Annotated in this window: 10 protein-coding genes; 1 reads left to right on the top strand and 9 read right to left on the bottom strand. The window is 74.6% G+C overall.

Going from position 1 to position 17,163, the window contains the following annotated elements; genetic code table 11:
• Positions 1–121: 121 nt before the first annotated feature.
• The 4 genes from R2E43_RS31445 to R2E43_RS31430 are packed head-to-tail and all read right to left on the bottom strand — an operon-like array spanning position 122 to position 4,445.
• Positions 122–727, bottom strand: a complete 606-nt coding sequence (locus tag R2E43_RS31445; RefSeq protein ID WP_003977427.1) for a GTP-binding protein — start codon at positions 725–727, stop codon at positions 122–124.
• A 49-nt stretch (positions 728–776) separates the two neighbouring features.
• Positions 777–1,172, bottom strand: a complete 396-nt coding sequence (locus R2E43_RS31440; protein ID WP_003977426.1) for a DUF742 domain-containing protein — start codon at positions 1,170–1,172, stop codon at positions 777–779.
• A gap of 10 nt (positions 1,173–1,182) precedes the next feature.
• On the bottom strand, positions 1,183–1,617 hold the full coding sequence (locus R2E43_RS31435; RefSeq protein WP_003977425.1) for a roadblock/LC7 domain-containing protein: 435 nt from the start codon (positions 1,615–1,617) through the stop codon (positions 1,183–1,185).
• A complete protein-coding gene (locus tag R2E43_RS31430; protein WP_329432701.1) occupies positions 1,614–4,445 on the bottom strand; it encodes a sensor histidine kinase in 2,832 nt (943 codons plus the stop codon). Before R2E43_RS31430 ends, R2E43_RS31435 begins: the two co-directional genes overlap by 4 nt.
• Before the next feature lie 419 nt (positions 4,446–4,864).
• Here R2E43_RS31430 and R2E43_RS31425 point away from each other — a divergent pair, with 419 nt between their 5' ends.
• Positions 4,865–5,407 (top strand): hypothetical protein, encoded by a 543-nt coding sequence (locus R2E43_RS31425; RefSeq protein ID WP_011027767.1) that lies wholly within the window; start codon positions 4,865–4,867, stop codon positions 5,405–5,407.
• A gap of 46 nt (positions 5,408–5,453) precedes the next feature.
• Here the strand turns inward: R2E43_RS31425 and R2E43_RS31420 are convergent, their stop codons facing one another.
• From R2E43_RS31420 to R2E43_RS31400, 5 genes are all read right to left on the bottom strand, one after another.
• Positions 5,454–8,477, bottom strand: coding sequence for a hypothetical protein (locus tag R2E43_RS31420; RefSeq protein ID WP_030866943.1), 3,024 nt, complete (start codon positions 8,475–8,477; stop codon positions 5,454–5,456).
• 2 nt (positions 8,478–8,479) lie between these two features.
• Positions 8,480–10,327 (bottom strand): HSP90 family protein, encoded by a 1,848-nt coding sequence (locus tag R2E43_RS31415; RefSeq protein ID WP_016325763.1) that lies wholly within the window; start codon positions 10,325–10,327, stop codon positions 8,480–8,482.
• A 92-nt stretch (positions 10,328–10,419) separates the two neighbouring features.
• On the bottom strand, positions 10,420–11,406 hold the full coding sequence (locus tag R2E43_RS31410) for a hypothetical protein (protein WP_011027770.1): 987 nt from the start codon (positions 11,404–11,406) through the stop codon (positions 10,420–10,422).
• A 105-nt stretch (positions 11,407–11,511) separates the two neighbouring features.
• Positions 11,512–16,173 (bottom strand): coiled-coil domain-containing protein, encoded by a 4,662-nt coding sequence (locus R2E43_RS31405; protein ID WP_191849199.1) that lies wholly within the window; start codon positions 16,171–16,173, stop codon positions 11,512–11,514.
• Positions 16,174–16,278: 105 nt separating this feature from the next.
• Complete coding sequence (locus R2E43_RS31400; protein WP_003977418.1) at positions 16,279–17,160, bottom strand: hypothetical protein; 882 nt, start codon at positions 17,158–17,160, stop codon at positions 16,279–16,281.
• Positions 17,161–17,163: the final 3 nt, after the last annotated feature.

Genomic DNA, 17,163 nt, shown 5'->3' with positions numbered 1-17,163 from the left:
GACGACGTGCGGCGGCCCGGCGGCGAGCCCCTCAGGTCGGGACGGCTCGGGGGCGGGCCCCTCAGGTCAGGACAACCCGGCGGCGAGGCCCTCAAGTCGGGACAACCCGGCGGCGAGGCCCTCAGGTCGGGACGGCCCGGCGGCGGTCCGCCGCCTGGGTCATGGCGTGCTGGACGACGCCGATGAGGACCTCCTTGACGGACTCCCGGTCCCGGGCGTCGCACATCACCAGGGGCACGTCCTCGTCGAGGTCGAGGGCCTGGCGGACGGTCTCGCCCGGGTAGCGCGCCGACCCCTCGAAGCAGTTGACGCCGACCACGAACGGGATGGAGCGCCGCTCGAAGTAGTCGATGGCGGCGAAGCAGTCCTCCAGGCGCCGGGTGTCGGCCAGCACGACGGCGCCCAGCGCGCCCTCGGACAGCTCGTCCCACATGAACCAGAACCGCTCCTGGCCCGGGGTGCCGAAGAGATACAGCACCAGGTCCTCGCGCAGGGTGATCCGCCCGAAGTCCATGGCCACCGTGGTGGTGTGCTTGCCCTCCACCCCGCTGACGTCGTCGACGGGCCGCCCTGCCTCGGTGAGCAGCTCCTCGGTGCGCAGCGGCCTGATCTCGCTGACCGCGCCGACGAGGGTGGTCTTGCCCACGCCGAACCCGCCGGCCACCAGGATCTTGAGCGTGACGGGCTCGACCGGCGGCTTGCCGCGCTGGGAACGCCCGAAGATCATCGGTCTCTTCTCCTTAACCTGCCGCCGCCCGGCGGGCCCGGGGGCCGGCTCACAGTGCCCTCAACCCGTTGATCACGTCGCGCAGAATGTTCTCGTCCGGCAGTTCGGCCGGGGGCACGGGCCGGTTGACGTGGACGAGTTCGATGTCCACGAGGTCGCCCACCAGGACCCGCACGACCCCGATGGGGAGGTCGAGTCCGGCGGCGAGTTCGGCGACCGACTGCGGGGCGTCGCGGCACAGGCCGACGATGTCCACGTGCTCCGGGGAGAGGGTGACGTCCGCCTCCGGATCGTCCGCGTGCGGTTCCGTGACGACCACCGCGATCAGGTCGAGGCGGTGCTGGGCCGCGCTGCTGGTGCGGCCGCGCGTCATGGCGTACGGACGGACGACGGGGCCGGCCTCGTCGTCGAACCAGTGGTTTCTTCCCTGACCGTCTGCGCTCATGTCATCCCACTTACCCGCCCGAGGGCGGATCGGTGCGCGGCGCGGTGCCCAGGTGCACGCCGACCCGCTTGACGAGCAGGGTCATCTCGTAGGCGACCTGTCCGACGTCCGAGTCGGCGTCGGACAGGACGGCCAGGCAGCTGCCGTCGCCGGCGGCGGTGACGAAGAGGAAGGCTTCGTCGAGTTCGACGACGGTCTGCCGGACGCTGCCCGCCTCGAAGTGCCGGCCCACGCCCTTGGCGAGGCTGTGGAATCCCGACGCCACGGCGGCCAGATGCTCGCTGTCCTCCCTGGTCAGGTCCTTGGACACACCCGTGGCCAGGCCGTCGCCGGACAGGACGACGGCCTTGCGGATGCTCGCGACACGGTCCACCAGGTCGTCGAGGAGCCAGTTCAGCTCCCCGGACCTGGTCGCGGTGTGGCCGGTCGCCTTCGGTGCGGTCATCGACCGTCCCCCTTTGTCGTTCCTCGTGGTGCTGATGGTGCTGCGCCGCCGGGTGGGTCGTCACCCGTGGCGTTCTCCTTGCGGCCGCGCTGCCAGCCGCGCTGGAGCGAGGCCATGCGGCTGCGTACCTCGTCGGCGTCGCGGTCGGCGGGGTCGGAGCGGTCTGCGGCGGCCGGTTCGGGGCTCTGCCTGAGCTGGGGGGCCAGGCTGGCCTGCCGGACGCGTCGGGGCAGCGTCCCCGCCTCGGCGTTCGGGGGCGGACCGTCCTCGCGCGCGGCGGGCTCGCCGCCACCGCCCTCGGCGGTGGGGCCCCCGATGCGCCCGGCGGTGCGGTCCTCGGTACGCCCGGCGGTGCGGTCGGCGGTGCGGTCGGCCGTGCGGTCGGTGGGGCGATCTCCGCGTCGGCGGGCGGGCAGGGCGGGCAGCTCGTCCGCTCGGGTGCGGGACGCGGCCGGGGTCTCCGTCCGGTCCGGGCCGGCCGCGGGCGGCTCGTCGGAGCTGTTCCGGGCGCCGCGTTCGGTGACGGGTCGCCCGTGCGAGCTGACCAGCTTGGGAGTGCGGCGGCGGGGCAGCGCCACCGGCGCGTTCGCCTCGGTGGTGTCCTCGGCCGTCGCCTCGTCACCGTGACGGGACTCGGGGCGTCGTGGTCCGGTGCGGCGGGCCGCCTGGTCGTCGTCGGCCGCGGCCAGGGAGCGGCGCGGGCGGAACAGGCCGCCGCGTTCGCTGTCCCGGTCGTCGAGCGCGCCGGGGAGGCCGTCGAGGGCGTCCAGGTCTACGGGCGCCTCCAGCTCGACGGGGCCGTCCAGCAGCGCGGCCGGTCGCTCCGGGAGCCGTGCGGGCACGTGGGCGAGGGCGGAACGGCGGCCCTCCTCCCGCTCCTTGTCCTTGACGTGCTGGGGACGGTCGAGGCGGAAGCCGACGCCGTTGGTGTCCGGGGCGTCGTCGGTGAGCAGCGCGTCGGGGACGAAGACGACCGCGGTGGTGCCGCCGTAGGGGGACGGCTGGAGGGAGACCCGGACGTTCTGCCGCTGGGCGAGCCGGCTGACCACGAACAGGCCGAGCCGGTCGGTGTCGGACAGCTCGAACTCGGGTGTCTCGGCCAGCCGGAGATTGGCGTCGAGGAGGGCGTCGGCGGCCATGCCGAGGCCGCGGTCGTGGATCTCCAGGGTGAAGCCGTTGGCGACACGTTCGCCCAGCACCTGCACCGCGGTGTGCGGGGGCGAGAACACCGTGGCGTTCTCCAGGAGTTCGGCCACCAGATGGGTGAGGTCGGCGACCGCCGGTCCGGTGACGGCGACGCGGGGCAGCCTGCGGACCTCGATGCGCTCGTAGTCCTCGACCTCGGCGACGGCGGCCCGCACCACGTCCATCAGCTGGACGGGCTTGCGCCACTGCCGGGAGGGTGCGGCGCCGGAGAGGATGACCAGGCCCTCGGCGTGCCGGCGCATGCGGGTGGTCAGGTGGTCGAGGCGGAACAGGTCGGCGAGTTCCTCGGTGTCCTCGGTCCTGCGTTCCATGGTGTCGAGCAGGGTGAGCTGCTTGTGCAGCAGCACCTGGCTGCGGCGCGCGAGGTTGACGAAGACCTCGGAGACGCCCGCGCGCAGCTCGGCCTGTTTGACGGCGGCTTCCACGGCGGCGCGCTGGAGGGTGTTGAGGGCCTGGCCGACCTCGCCCATCTCGTTCCGGTCGTACTCGAGGCGCGGCACCTCGGTCTCGACGTCGACCTCCTCACCCGCCGACAGGCGGCGCATCACGCTGGGCAGGCGGACGCCGGAGGCCTCGTGGGCCTCCAGGCGCAGCTGCTTGAGGTCGCGGATGAGGGAGCGTCCGACGCGGACGGACAGGAAGAGGGAGTACAGCAGGGCGATCAGGCCGAGCGCTCCGGCGACGACGGCCTTGGCGATGGTGCTGGTGGCGACCGGGTCGACGCGGTCCTGGTAGCGGTCTGCGGCGTTGTCGTCGAGTTCGCCGAGTTCCTTGAGGACGCTCCCGGCGGCGGTGTCCCAGCTCTTGGCGGTGACTCCGCTCGGCGTGCCGGTGTCGGAGGAGACGGCGGCCTGCTCGGCGACCCGGAGGGGGGCGGAGGCGGCGTTCTTCCAGAAACGCTGGTAGCGGCCGCGTTCGGTGGCGGGCAGCAGCGGCAGGTTGATGTCGTACATCACGGTGCGCTGTGCGACGAGGTCGGAGACGTCCCGCACCTCCGTGCGGCTGAGCCGCCCGGTGACCAGGGCGGAGCCGAGGAGGGCGTCCTCTCGGGAGAGCAGTTCGCGGGCGCGGGAGACGTTGACGAGCGCGCGGTACTGCTTGTCGAGGCCCACGTCGTCGACGACGTTGAGGTTGGCCAGCAGGTCGTGGCAGGGGTCGACCAGGCGGTTGTAGAGGCCGAGGGCCTGGGCGCGGTCGACGGTGCCGTCCTCGACGCTGCGGCGCAGGGAACCGAGGCCGTCGAAGGCGTCCAGTACCGCGGTGAGCCGTTCGTCGCCGGCCCGGCCGAGGTCGTCCCGTATGCCGGCGTCAGCGGCGTTGCGGCGGATCTCCGCGACGGCCTCGTCGGTGGCGGTGCGGCTGCGCTCCAGTGCGGCCAGCCCGTCGGAGGCACGGGGGTCGGCGAGGTGGACGAGGGTCTGGCGGCGTTCCTGCTGGAGGACCCGGACGGTGTCCTCGACCGGGTAGCCGATCTCCTCGACGACGGCGGAGACGCTGAACAGCCGTGCCGCCTCCCGGCCCGTCAGGACCGTGGCGAAGGCCCAGATCGCGGTCAGGGACACCAGCGGCACGAGGAGCAGCGCCACGATCTTCCGGCGGATCGACTTCCCGCGAAAGCGCATGGCCTCCCCCAGCTCGTCCCCCACCGGTGGGGGTACTCACGTGCGTCAACAAACGGCGCGAGCCTACTACTGACGCACAGGTAACTCGAAGGCCCGTCCGGAGGCCGAACTTCCGCACTCGGGGCGGGCGATGGTCAGTTGTCCGGTCATTGCGGGAGATTGCCTCCCGGGATCGGTGGACGGGCGCGAGGCGGACACGACGGCGTGACGGGCGGATTGGCCGAAATTATTCGACTGCGCGGGATTTTCGGGAATCTTGGGGGCCCTTCGTTCGTCCTTCACTACGGGAACCGGAGGCGGAATCGGCCACAGGAGCCGCATCCCGCCCCTGGGCGGCGTAAAGCAGTGCAAGCCGGGCAGTCAGAGGGGAGACGTGTCCTCGGACACGGACGAGCGGTCTGCCGGCGGTGGGGAGTGACATGTTGATGGGCACGGCGGAGCGGCGCGGGGCGCCCGCGGACGACGGTGCGACCGGGGTGGCCGAGGAGCCCTCGGCGGTGCGCCCGCAGGCGCCGGATCGCGACATTCCGGCGGCCGCGCCGGACACACGGGCGGGCGAGCGGCAGCCGGGGTACCGGCCGTTGTGGCGCGAGGAGCCCGCGCGGCGCCGCCGGATGCCGGACCCGGTGCGTACGGCGGCCGTGCGCGCGGTGCTGGTGGTCGCCGTGACGCTGATACTGGCGATGGTGGCCTTCCTGTGCACGCTGGCGGAGTCCTGGCTGGCGTTCCCGATGGTGCTCGGCAGTGTGGCGGGCACGGTGGTGGCCACCTGGGGCGTGCTGGACGTGTGGGTGACCCGGCAGGTGTGGAACCAGCGGCACGGTGTCGTGTCCGTGCCGAGCAGCACCGCGCGAGCCATGCGTCGCGAGCGTCGCCGGGCGAGGCGGCAGGCACGGGCCGCCGAGCGGGGCCGGGGGCGGATAGGCCGGCGGGGCGGCGCGGGGCAGCTGTCGCATCCCTGAGCGGCGGGGCGGTGGGCGCCCGGCCGCTCCGGCCTCCGCCGCTTGCTCACTCCTCGTCGCGCAGTCGGGCCGCCAGTGACGTGAGGGGCTCGGTCTCCTCGGTGTGTCCCAGGGCGGTCAGCCGGGAGACGGCCGCGTCGAGGCGGGCGAGGGCGGGTGCGGGGCGTTCCAGGTAGACGCCCTCCATGGCGGCCGCGAAGCGGACGCACTCGGCCCACTCGCCGGCCCGGCCGTTGTCCGGCCCCGGCTCGCCGATCAGTGCGAGGGCCTTCTCCAGGGCGGCCAGGGCGTCCTCGTAGGCGTCGGCGTAGGCGTGGACCCGCCCGTACTCGTAGGCCAGCGCGGAGTCCAGGGGGCGTCCGTGGGCCTCGTACCCGGCGCTGTGGGCCTCTTCCGCGACCCGGCCGGCGTCGGCGAGGAAGGCCAGCGCCCCGGCCAGGCCGTCGGAGCCCTGCTGCCGGGCCTGGAGCCGGGCCAGTTCGCGCAGACAGTTGCTGAGCGCCTCGTGGCGCGGGTCGCGGGCGTGCGCGGCCAGGGCCTGGTCGGCCGCCTCGCGGGCCCGGTCGAACTCGTCGGCCTCGGCCAGGAGCACGGCCGTCTCCGCGGCGATCATGGCGTGGCTTCCCGGGTCGTCGTCCCAGCCGGCCGACTCGGCCGCGAGGGCGAGGAATTCCGTCGTGGCCGCCTTGAGGTCCTCCCCCGCGCGCAGCGCCCGGGCGCGGGTCAGGCGCAGCTGGGCGACCAGCCGGTCGTCCGGTTCTCCGGCGGCGACGTCCGGTTCGGCCAGCAGGGAGTCGAGGAGGGCGATGCAGTCCTCGACGCGTCCGAGGTCGAGGCTGAGCGTGGCGGCGTTGCTGTAGGCGCAGTACGCGTCGAAGCGGTCGCCGCGCCGGAGGTTCAGCTCCGCGGACCGGGTCAGGTGCCGCAGCGCCTCGTCCGGACGGCCCAGGTGCATACAGGCCTCGGCGAGGTCTCCGTGGAGGCGGGCGGTGTCGACGGCGTCGGCCGGCCAGTCGGCGGCCAGTCGCAGTGCCTCGCCCAGGTCGGCGTGGGCGGCCTCCGCGTCCTGGGCGCCGAGCCGGAGCCGGGCGCGCAGTCCCAGCGCCCGGGGCAGGTGCCAGGCGGGACCGTGCGCTTCCAGCCGGTCCAGGAGCGCGTCCGTCTCGGCGGCCGCGGCGGGCAGGTCGCCGGAGATCGCGAAGGTGCTGGCCCGCAGTACCAGGGCACCGGCGATCTGACCGGGGATGTCGTGCCGGGTGGCGAAGTCGTGCAGCAGGCCGACCTCGTGGAGGACCGCGGCGACGTGCCCGTCGCTCCGGGACGCCTGAAGGCGCAGGCCCAGGGCGGTGGCCCTGAGCCGCAGCAGGCGTACCTCCTGGTACGGCGCCAGGCCGGACGTCTCCGCGTGCAGGCGGACCATGGCCGCGTGGGCGGCGGTCAGCGCGGCGACCTCGGCCGGGATGTCGTCGGTGCCGTCGGCGTCGCCGGTGTCGCCGGTGTCCGCGGCGCCGTCCGCAGGCAGCCCGGACGGGGTCTCGGACGCGGCTCGTGCGGAGGTCTGCGGCGGGATCTCGGCGGTGGCGAGGACGGCGTGGGCCCGGGCGAGTGCCGCGTGGGCGGGTGTTCCGGCGTCGTCGTACAGGCCCGCGGCCTCCTCGTAGAGGGCGGCCGCCTCGGTGAAGTCGTCCCGCTCGCCCCGCCGGCTCGCCTCGTCGGCCAGCAGGTCGGCGCGCAGCCGGGCGAGCGGGCCCACGGCCGGGTCGTCGGGATGCGTGTAGTCAGGGGCGGTGACACGGGTACGCAGTTCCGTCCAGCAGGCCCGCGCGTCCGGGTGCCCCTGTTCGTCCAGTGCACGTGCCCGGGCGACCAGTTCGGGCAACGACTCGGGGAAGGCGGCGACCGCACGGGCGGCGGGGGCGGCGACCGGGACGCCGGGGACCACGGCCACCTCATCGAGACGGCGGGTGCGCAGGGTCAGTTCCAGCGCCTCAAGGAGCGGGGCGCGGCCGAGGCGGGCCCCGCGGCGATCCGTGTGGGCCGTGGTGCCGTTGCGCGCGTCGAAGCGGGCGGCGAGGTCGTCGGCGCGGCCGTGCACCTCGGCGCGCAGGCCGGTCACCGTCCAGGTGCGGCCCGGGAAACCGGCGGCGGGCAGTTCGCCGTGGCCGAGCTGTTCGACGCGCCGGAGGAGGACCTCGACGCCGTTGAGGAAGTCGAGGAGTTCGAGCGGCGAGTCGACCTCGTCGAACAGGTTCCGGTTCTCGGCGAGCAGTTCCAGGCCGCGTGCCTCGTTGCCGGTCAGCGCGCAGAACTCCAGGTGGCGGCCCACTTCGCCGGACATCGAGGGGTTGCGGCGGCAGCCGCGGTATCCGGCGAGGTGCAGTTCCCGCGCCCTGTCGGTGTGGCCGGCGCGCAGCAGGGGCAGCAGGGCGTGGGCGATGGAGCGGGCGGGTTCCTCCTGGCACGACTCCTTGCCGGCCAGGACGGGCTCCCAGGTCCGCAGCGCCCGCTCGTCGTCGCCCGACGCGAGGTGGTACAGGGCGCGTTCGGAGATCTCGCAGGCCTCGCAGTCACTGAGCGGGGTGCGCGTGCGCGCCGCCCACAGTTCGAAGGCGAGGTCGGTGTCCTCGCCCACGTGGGCGGCCAGCCGGTAGGCCTGCCCGTAGTAGGGCTGGAGGCCGAGACCGGCCTTCTCGTACCGCTCGCGCATCTCGGTCAGCCACTGGCGCAGGCTCGTCCGCGGTATCTCCGGCAGCGCACGCAGGGCGGAGGCCACCCACTTGAACCGCCAGAACACCAGGTGGCGCAGGTTCTCGTCGAAGACGTCGGGCTGCTCGTCGAAGAGGGTGAGCAACCGGGCGAAGGCCACGGGCGACTTGCGGGGCTCCGAGCCGTACGTGTACGCCTCCTGGAGTTCGAGCAGCGCGCGGACGAGTGGAAGCGTCTCCTCGAACCGTTCGGCGGCGTCGACGAGTTCCTCGGCCGTGACGGTGCGCGTACGGCCGTAGGGGCGCCGCTGGTTCGCCTGGAGCTCCTCGTACAGCTCGTCGGTGGTCTGGGGTGCGGTCGGCATCGTCAGTTGTCCTTGCGGAGGGCGTGGGCGAGGAGGTCGAGGAAGGAGCGGTTGATGAGGCTCGACTCGGCGGGCCTGAGCGGGCGCCGGGACAGCAGCGCCGCCTGTCCGTACAGGGCTTCGGCGCTGGTGCGGGCCAGTTCGGGTTCGTCGATGGCGACGGCGGTGCGGACCAGCGGGTTCAGCTGGTTGAGGATGAGCTGGGCGCGCGGGGCCTCCTGCCGCAGGGCGCCGAGGATGTCGCCCCACAGGCCGCCCTCCTGCTCGCGGGCGAGCTGCGAGCGGGTGCGCTCGTGCCGGGCCTCGCGGCTGTCGACGAGGAGCGCGGGGGCGGAGGCCGGCTGGAAGGTGCGCAGCGCGACGTCGCAGTCGAAGACGGCCAGGGCTTCGCGGGCGCGGGCGAGGTAGGCCGCCGCCGCCAGTTCCGTCTCCCGGTCGACCGGGTCGAGGTGTGCGGTCAAAGTCGCCGGGTCGAGGTCGGCGACGCTGGTCTGCGGCCTGATCTCGGGAAGCCGGTGGACCAGTTCGCGGTCGTAGGTGTAGCCGCCGTTGACGACGCCGAGCCCGGCGGCCGAGGCGATCGCCGCGACCTGCCGGAACTCCTCCACGCTCGACGTCACCAGCACCGTGCGGTGGGTGCGGGCGAACTCGTCGAGGGTGGTGTGCCCGTCGGTGGTCTCGAACGGCAGCCAGGGCAGCAGCATCCGCAGGATCTCGTCGTCGTGTACGGCGAGCGACTTCACGGCCAGGTGGTGGGCGTGGAGGAAGCGGGCGAGCAGGTCGGGGTCGCTGGCGGCGGCCCGGGCGATCCAGGCGCGCAGCCCCTCGGCGAGCGCGTCGCGGACCGCGGCGAGGGTGTCGTCCTCGTACAGGGACTCGCGGGAGGCCGTCGGACGCAGGCTCTCGGCGTCGACGACGCAGCGGACGAAGAACGCCCACTCGGGCAGGATCTCGTCGGCCTGTTCCGACAGCAGCATGCCTTTGACGTGCACGCGGTGGCCGTGGCGCCGACCGGCCGGTACCGCCTGGGGCAGTACGCAGGCGATGCCCTTCAGGCCGACGGCCGGCAGGTCCAGTTCGATGGTGTCCAGCGGCGTGAACCCGAGGACCTCCTCGCCGTAGGCGGCCAGGGCGCGGGATCGGGCCCCCGGGGTGGGGTACGCACGGGCCCAGGGCGCGGGCTCGGGGTTCACGGCGACACCCGTGCCGCCCGTACCGTCGTCGAAGGTCACGGGGTGCCGCAGCAGGGAGCCGAAGTGCCCGGCCAGCGCCCACACCTGCGCCGGCCGGGTCCACTCGCCGGCGTCGGCGCGGGGCGTCAGCGTGACGGTGGTGCCGGGCCGGGGCCGGGCGGAGGCGCGCAGGGTACGGACGGTGTAGCTGCCGTCGCCGCGTCCGCGCCACTCCACGGCGGGTGCGTCGGGGGTGCGGGCGGAGCGGCTCACGACGTGGATCTCGTCGGCGACCAGGAAGCAGGAGAGCAGTCCGATGCCGAACTGGCCGATGAAGTCGCCGCGTTGCTCGGCGACCTGCTCGGCACGCTTGCTGCTGCGTCCGATCGTGGCGAGGAAGGCGTGCACGTCGGCCTCGGTGAGGCCGACACCGTCGTCCTCGACCCGGACGACCGAGCCGTCGGCGTACAGCCGGATCCCGAAGGAGCCCGCGGGGGCGGCCGGTTCGAGGGAGTGCCGGGCGGTCAGCGCGTCGACCGCATTCTGCAGGAGTTCGCGCAGGTAGACGCGAGGGCTGGAGTAGAGGTGGTGGGAGAGGAGGTCGACGAGGCCGCGCAGATCCACCTGGAAGGTGCGATCGGTGCCGGCCGGGTTCGAAGGAGCGTCGGGCAGGGTCATCGGGCAGTCCCGGGGTGGCGTGATGGAGAGGTGAGGGGGCGCAGGGCAGCCGGGATGGCGGCCGAGTGGAGCGGAGTGCGGCCGGGGTCGGCTCAGGCGTGGCGGCGGAACCGGGCGTACGCCTTCTCCGGCTGTGCCATGTAGCGCCAGGGCCACGGGGTGCAGGCGCCGCCCAGCTCGTGGAAGACCCGCTGGACGACGATGCTCTCCCCGGCCAGCGACAGGGCCATGGCGAAGGTGTTGAAGTCCTGCTGCCAGCCCGGGCGTCGCTCGTACGCGGGGTGAAGGATGCTGCGTTTGGCCGCCTCCCGCAGCTCCCTCTGGATGTACGGCAGGTCGAGGCAGCTCGGACTGTCCGACTCCACCCAGTCCTCGATGTGGGCCATGGCCACCACGCAGCCGAGGCGGTGTCCCTCGGGCGCGCGGGTGAACGCCTCGCGGGCGTACGTCATCGCCTCCCCCGCCTCGCCGCCCCAGCGGGGCTGCAGCTGGGACACCCGCTCCAGGTGGGTCTCCAGGTCGAGCGGGTCGCGGCGCAGCGCCGCCTCGTACCGGGTCCGTTTGACGTCGTCCGGCAGCGACATGCCACGGGCGGAGGTGAGGAGGCGGCACCAGGGGGTGACCCAGTCCGGCCGCAGCTCGGCGGCGAGCAGCAGCTGTTCCTCGGCGATCTCGAGCCGCTCGTGGAAGAGGCGCCACTGCTCCCGCGTCACGTTCGCGGCGCGTTCGGTGGTCCGTGCCTCCCAGCCCCAAACGATGTGGCGCGCCCCGGACATCAGCAGCGCCGTCGCCCGGTGCTCCGCATCCTGCTCGGCGGCCCGGCCGATCCAGTCCTGCATCCCGTCCAGATCTGCCAGCTCACCGAGCACCTGGTGGTCCCGGCCGAGGTCGAACGGGGCCAGCGCCGCCTTCACTCCGTCCCAGTCCCCCGCGTCGGCCGCTTCCACCAGTGCCAGCACCCGTGTGTCACCGAGGGCGCGCACCGGGTACGTGCCGTTCCTGCGCCCGCGCGGCACGGGGAGGGCGTTCGGGTCCGCCGCCGGTCTCTCCCCCACCTTGCCGAACAGCTTGCCGAGCATGTCGCGCCCTCCCCAGGTGCCGCTTGATCAACTGGAGCAGCATAAGGGGAACCTCTGACAACGCCTCCACTTCATTTTCACACCGGCTTCACGTGTGGACGGCGGTCACGCGGGCGACTGCGCGGGCCGTTTGAACATGCGGGTCGCGGTGATCTCGCTGTGCACCGCCTCGCCCTCCCCCTCGGCGGCGGGCGTCGGCTGGGGCAGGCCGGGCCTGAGGTGCTCCTCCACGCTGATGTACTTCAGGCCGGCCCGGAGGTCGGCGTCGTTGCGCAGCCGGATGACCAGCGGGAACTCGGCCAGCGCGGTCGTGTCGAACAGGCCGGTGGTGTACAGGAGCTGGACGCCGAGCGCGTCGGAGACGGCCCGCTGGAGCTCCAGCAGGTAGGTGGCGTTGGCGCGGCCGATGGGGTTGTCGAGGAACAGGGTGCCGGCGTGGCGGTGCCGGTCGCGGCCCCGGTCGTTGCTGCGCAGCGCGGCCATCGTGCAGTAGAGGGCGATGGCCGCGGTGAGCAGCTGGCCGCCGGAGAAGACGTCGCCCATCTGGCCGACGGGGACGCGTTCGGCGCGCAGTACGGCGTCGGGCTTGAGGATCTCGACGGCGACGCCCTTGGGCTGCAGGGCGGCGGCGACGCCGCGCAGCAGCAGGGACATGCCGTCGCGGCGCAGGTCGGAATTCTTCTTCACGGCCGCGCGGGTGGCCTCGTCGACGACCTCGCCGAGCCGCTCGGTGAGGATGGCCTGGTCGGGTTCCTCGAAGCGGATGCGCAGGAACTCCTGCCCGGACCACTCGCCGAGGCCCTCCGGCAGCCGGGACAGTCGCTGGGCGGAGCGGAGGGTGGCCAGCGCGGACTCGACCAGGCCGCGCAACCGGTCCACGATCGAGTCGCGGTTGCGCTCCAGTTGGGCCAGTTCGTCGGTGAGGACGCGGAGCCGGGGCGCGAAGGCGTCCGCCCACTTGGCGGCGTGCTCGGGCAGCGCGGCGGCGGGCAGTTCGCGGATCTGCTGGCGGGCGGGCGTGCGGACCTGCTCGTAGCGGGTGGAGTTGGCGTGCCGGACGAGGACGTCGCTCGCCTCGCGCACGGCGGCCTCGGCGGCGGACAGGTCGGCGGCGCAGCCGCGGAGCGAACGGCGGGCCTCGGCGGCGGCCCTGCGGGCCTCCTCCAGGTCGCCGGCGTAGGGCTCGGGCTCGTCCTGCTCCTCCTCGGGCGCGTGGTCGCGCAGCAGGTCGCGGAGCATGGCGGCGATCTCGTCGAAGCCGCCGGCCGCGTCCTCGGCCGCGCGGTGCGCGTCGAGCAGTTCGGCGTGGGCCTCGCGGGACCGGGCCAGGGCCTCGGTAAGGGTGGTGAGTTCGGCGGTCGCCGTGCGCAGCAGGGACTGGGCGTGCTCGGCGTCGCGCGGCAGAAGCTCCTCGGGGAGGTCGGTGTGGGTGTCGCCGTCCTCGGGGGCGTGCCGTTCGGCTTCGCCGCGCAGCCGGCCGAGCTGTTCGCTCGCGCTCGACATGCGTGTTTCCAGGAGCTGCACCAGTTCCTCCGCGCGGGCGGCGGCGGCCTGCCGGGAAGGCCCGTCCGAGCCGTCGGGCGACTCCAGGAGCTGTGCGGCGCGGGTGCGCACCTTGTTGCTCAGCCGGTCGAGATCGGCGCGGGCGGCGCTCTCGTCGCTCTCCGCGCGGGCCTGTTCGGCGCGCAGGTCGGCGCCGACGCCGACCTTCTCGTACACCTGGGAGGCGGCGCGGTAGGCCTCGCGGAGGTCGGGCAGGGACGCCTTCGGCGCCTCGGCGCCGTCCCCGGGTGCCTCTTCGGGTACGTCGTCGGGGGCGCCGGCGATCTCGGAGCGCTCGGCGCGCAGCGCGCGGGCGGTGCGGCGGGCGTCGTCGGCGGCGCGCTGGGCGGCGCGCCGGTCCTCGTCGGCGGCGCGGGCCCGCTCCAGACAGGCCTGGGCGCGGGCCTCGGCCTCGGCGCCCTCGTCGGCCAGTTCACGGAGTCTGACCTGCCAGCCGGCGCGTTCGCGCAGCCGGAAGGCGAGTCCGGCGAGGGCGTCGGCGGCGCGGCGGGCCTTCTGCGCGGCCTCCTGCCGTTCGTCCCGCAGGTGGACGGCCTCGGCGGCCCGCTCGTCGGCCTCGGCGCGCAGGGTGCGGGCCTCGGTCAGCTCGGCCTCGGTCTCCTCGGCGAAGGCGCGGGCCTCCTCGGCGGTCCGGGCGAGCTCGGTGAGGCGTCCGGCGGGGCAGCCGGTGCGCCAGGAGGCGAGCCGGGCCGCCAGCTCACGGTCCTTGCCGAGCCGGGCGGCGAGGGCGCGGATCTCCTCGTCCCGCTCGCCCGCCCGCGCGCGCAGCGCGTGCCGCTCCTCGTCGGCGGCCTGCTCGTCGTGCATGGCCGGGTTCGGCGGTACGAGGAAGACGTCGCCGGTGCCGGACCCGGGGGCCGGGGCGGGGGCGAGGAGGGCGGCGGCGGTGCCCACGGCGACGGCGGAGCGCGGCAGCAGGGCCGCGTCGCCGAGGACCTCGCGGGCCCGGGTGTGCGAGCCCGGGTCGGTGATGATCACGCCGTCGACCAGCTCGGGACGGGCGGCCAGCACGCGCGCGTGGTCGGCGGGGTCGACGGCCTGGGCGAGGTAGCGCCAGCCGGGCAGGGCGGGGATGCCGTGCTCGCCGAGGAACTCGACGGTGGCCAGCACGTCCGGTCCCGGGGGCAGCAGTCCGCCGTCGCCGAGCGCGCCGAGGATGCGGGAGTCGTCGGCCGCGGCGGTGCGCAGATCGAATAGCTGGCGTTCGGCGGAGGAGACGGTGGCGTCGAGCAGTTCGCGCAGCTCGTCGGCGAAGCGGTCGAGTTCCTCGGGGGTCAGGGCGCCGTCCGCCGCGGTGCGGGCGGCGGCCCGGTCGTCGCGATCCGCGTCCCTGCGGGGCTGTGGGATGCCGGGGCGAGCCTCGGCCAGGCCGAGCAGCTCTGCCAGCCGCTCCTCCGCGGCCAACGCCTCGGCGGTGCGCCGTTCGGCCTCGTGGGCGCGCTCGGCCGCGGTGGCGGCGTCCGCCGCGCGGGCCGCGGTCAGTTCGGCGCGGCTCTCCGCGGCGGCGGCCTCGCGCGCGTGTTCGGTGGCCCGGCCGGCCGTCTCGCGGGCGGTGTCCCAGGCGGCGACGGTCGTCTTCTCCGCGTCGCTGGCCGCGAGGGCGGCGCGGGCGGGGTCGGCGTCGGGCGCGCTGTCGTCCAGCCAGCCCGCACGGACGGCCTCGGCGGTCTCCTGCTCGACCTCGGTGAGGCGCTGGCGCAGGTGTCCGGCCTCGCTGCGGGCGCGCTGCGCCTCGGTGGCGGCGGTGGTGGAGTCCCGGTGGGCGGCGTCGCCGGCCTCCTGGAGGGCGGCGGACCTCGCCTCCTCCTCGTTGGCGTGGTGCTCGGCCTTTCCGGCCGCCGCGTGCAGGGTGCGGACGAGGGCGACGGCGGCCTTGGCGCGGGCGGCGAGCGCCGGGGCGGCGTCCCGCTCGGCCTCCTGGATGGCCGCGGACACGCGGGCGACCCGGTCGGCGGCGGCACGGTGGCGCAGGACGGCCTCGGCGGCCTGCCAGGCGGAGTGCAGGGTGCGGGCCTCGGCCAGTTCGCGCTTCTGCGCGGCGGCCGCCTTCTCGGCGCCGGTCAGGGCCAGCGAGGCGTGCCGGTAGGCGAGTTCGGCGGCGATGAGGTTGCTGCGGTCCCGGGCGGACTCGGCGTGCGTGACGGCGTACGCGGCGGCCGTGACCCGCTGGGCGAGGTCACCGGCCCGGACCCGCTCCTGGGCGCCTCGGGCAGTGAGGCGGCGGGCCAGGTTCCTGGTGCGGCGTTCGGCGGCGGTGTGGACGTCACGCGCGCGGGTGCGCGCCTCGGCGGCCTCGACGATCCGGCCCAGGAGGTCGACGGATCCGGCGGTGAAGTCCCGTTCGGCCATCAGCTCGGCACGCCGGCCCAGCTTGTTGCCGAAGCCGCCGACCAGGTCGGCGAGGCCGTCGGTGTCGCGGGTGTCGGTGACGGCCCGCAGCAGCAGGTCGGTGAAGTCGGAGTCCTTCTTGACGGCGAAGAGGCCGGCCGCCTCGCCCTCGTCGGCGTTCATCTCGCGCTGGTAGCGGAAGAGTTCGGGGTCGAGTCCGAGGTCGCCGAGGTGCTCGATCCAGCGGTCGTGGATCTCCTCCCAGTGCACCTCCAGGTGCGGGTAGGCCTTGCCGGCCTCGGTGAGCGCGTCCCGGAAGCCCTTCATGGTGCGCCGCCTGCCCTGCGCCCCGGAGGCGCCCTCGACGGGCGCGCGGACGGCGGTGGCCTCGGCGACCGGCAGGTTGTCCAGGGTGAGTCCGGGGCCGGGCCGGAAGGAGTACCAGGCCTCGGCGAACTTCCGCGGGTCGCCCGAGACCTGCCGCCCGCGCCACTCGCTGACCTTACCGACGACGACGCACTCGCCGGTCTGCACGTGCTGCCACTCCAGCGCCACGTGGCCGCAGTCGTCGGCGAGCAGGAACTTGCGCAGCACGCCGGAACTGGCGCCGCCCAGGGTGTTGCGGTGGCCCGGCAGCATCACCGAGAAGATCAGCTTGAGGAGCACGGACTTGCCGCCGCCGTTCTCCAGGAAGAGCACACCGGCCGGCGCGGGCCGGCGCGGCGGGCCGACGGGCTCCTCCTCGAAGAACTCCGCCTGCGTGGGGGCGGGGTCGGGCACAAGTCGGCCCACACCGCGCAGGTCAAGCACGGTGTCGGCGTAGCGCGCACCGGCGGGCCCGATGGAGTAGAGGCGGACCCGGGACAGCTCGTACATGGCGGACTCTCGTAAGTCTTCGGACGTCGGGGACGGCGGGACGGGTGCGGTTCTTCGGTGGGGTTCGGCTATTCGGTGGGGTGCGGTCGTTCGGACCGGCGTGGGTCAGGAGGAGTGGAAGGGCAGGCCGGCGTCGGCGACCAGCTCCAGGTCGTCGGTCTCCTCGGCGGGCAGCAGCGTCGCCGTGCCGTCGGTGACCGGGACGACGCCCAGGTCGAGCAGCTCGGTCAGGGCGGCGCTGCCCGCCATGTCCCGCACCTGGAGCTGGTAGCGGGCCGTCGTCCGGTAGGTGCCGCCGTGGTCGTCGCCGGTGCGCTGGAGGAAGCCGGACTCGGTGAGGAACGCGGCGGCCTTGCCGACGATGCCGGTGGTGGAGCCGGGGAGTCTGCGCGCGTCCTTGGTGGCACCGGTCGCGCTGCGTCTGACCCAGATCCGCCAGGCGGCCTCCAGGCCCGGGGCGTCGGTGGCCGGGTCGGTGTTCTCGCCCTGCTGCTCGGCCCGCTCCTCGAGTCTGCGGCAGGCCTGGCGGACGAAGGCGTCCACGCCGTTGACCGTGACGCGGCCGATGTAGCCGTCGTCGGCGAGGTCCTCGGGGCGCGGGTAGGCCATGGCGGCCACGGCGAGGTGGGCGAGGCCGTGCAGGAAGCGGTCGCCGGAGTCGGTGGCGGCCCGGCGCGCGTAGTCGCCCATGCGGACGGCGAACACCGAGTCCTCGGCGGCGCTCACGGCCATCCCCGCGCGCGGGGACACCTCCAGGACGATCAGTCCCAGGCCCGCCGCCACGGCGTCGGCGAGCCGCGCGAAGGGCGGGTCCTCGCGGTAGCGGCGCAGCAGATCGGCGTACTCCTGGTCGCGGGCGGGCAGCAGCTTGGGCTGGAGGCCGAACGCGACGAGCCGCGCCGCGTCGGCGGCGTCGGCGGGCGTGACGGCCGCCGTGGCCGGCGCGGCACCCGCCTCCGGTTCGCTCCGGTCGACGTACTCGGTCACGGT

Origin of the sequence: Streptomyces violaceoruber (assembly GCF_033406955.1) — a bacterium.
Lineage (GTDB): Bacteria > Actinomycetota > Actinomycetes > Streptomycetales > Streptomycetaceae > Streptomyces > Streptomyces violaceoruber.
The sequence above is the reverse complement of the archived record's forward strand: the minus strand, read 5'-3'. Positions and strand labels throughout refer to the sequence as shown.

What these genes read in the sequence shown, in the direction of transcription:
- R2E43_RS31420 (WP_030866943.1), bottom strand. Translation starts at nt 8,477, where the DNA reads ATGCCGACCGCACCCCAGACCACCGACGAGCTGTACGAGGAGCTCCAG.
- R2E43_RS31405 (WP_191849199.1), bottom strand. Translation starts at nt 16,173, where the DNA reads ATGTACGAGCTGTCCCGGGTCCGCCTCTACTCCATCGGGCCCGCCGGT.
- R2E43_RS31410 (WP_011027770.1), bottom strand. Translation starts at nt 11,406, where the DNA reads ATGCTCGGCAAGCTGTTCGGCAAGGTGGGGGAGAGACCGGCGGCGGAC.
- R2E43_RS31425 (WP_011027767.1), top strand. Translation starts at nt 4,865, where the DNA reads ATGTTGATGGGCACGGCGGAGCGGCGCGGGGCGCCCGCGGACGACGGT.
- R2E43_RS31445 (WP_003977427.1), bottom strand. Translation starts at nt 727, where the DNA reads ATGATCTTCGGGCGTTCCCAGCGCGGCAAGCCGCCGGTCGAGCCCGTC.
- R2E43_RS31430 (WP_329432701.1), bottom strand. Translation starts at nt 4,445, where the DNA reads ATGCGCTTTCGCGGGAAGTCGATCCGCCGGAAGATCGTGGCGCTGCTC.
- R2E43_RS31440 (WP_003977426.1), bottom strand. Translation starts at nt 1,172, where the DNA reads ATGAGCGCAGACGGTCAGGGAAGAAACCACTGGTTCGACGACGAGGCC.
- R2E43_RS31415 (WP_016325763.1), bottom strand. Translation starts at nt 10,327, where the DNA reads ATGACCCTGCCCGACGCTCCTTCGAACCCGGCCGGCACCGATCGCACC.
- R2E43_RS31435 (WP_003977425.1), bottom strand. Translation starts at nt 1,617, where the DNA reads ATGACCGCACCGAAGGCGACCGGCCACACCGCGACCAGGTCCGGGGAG.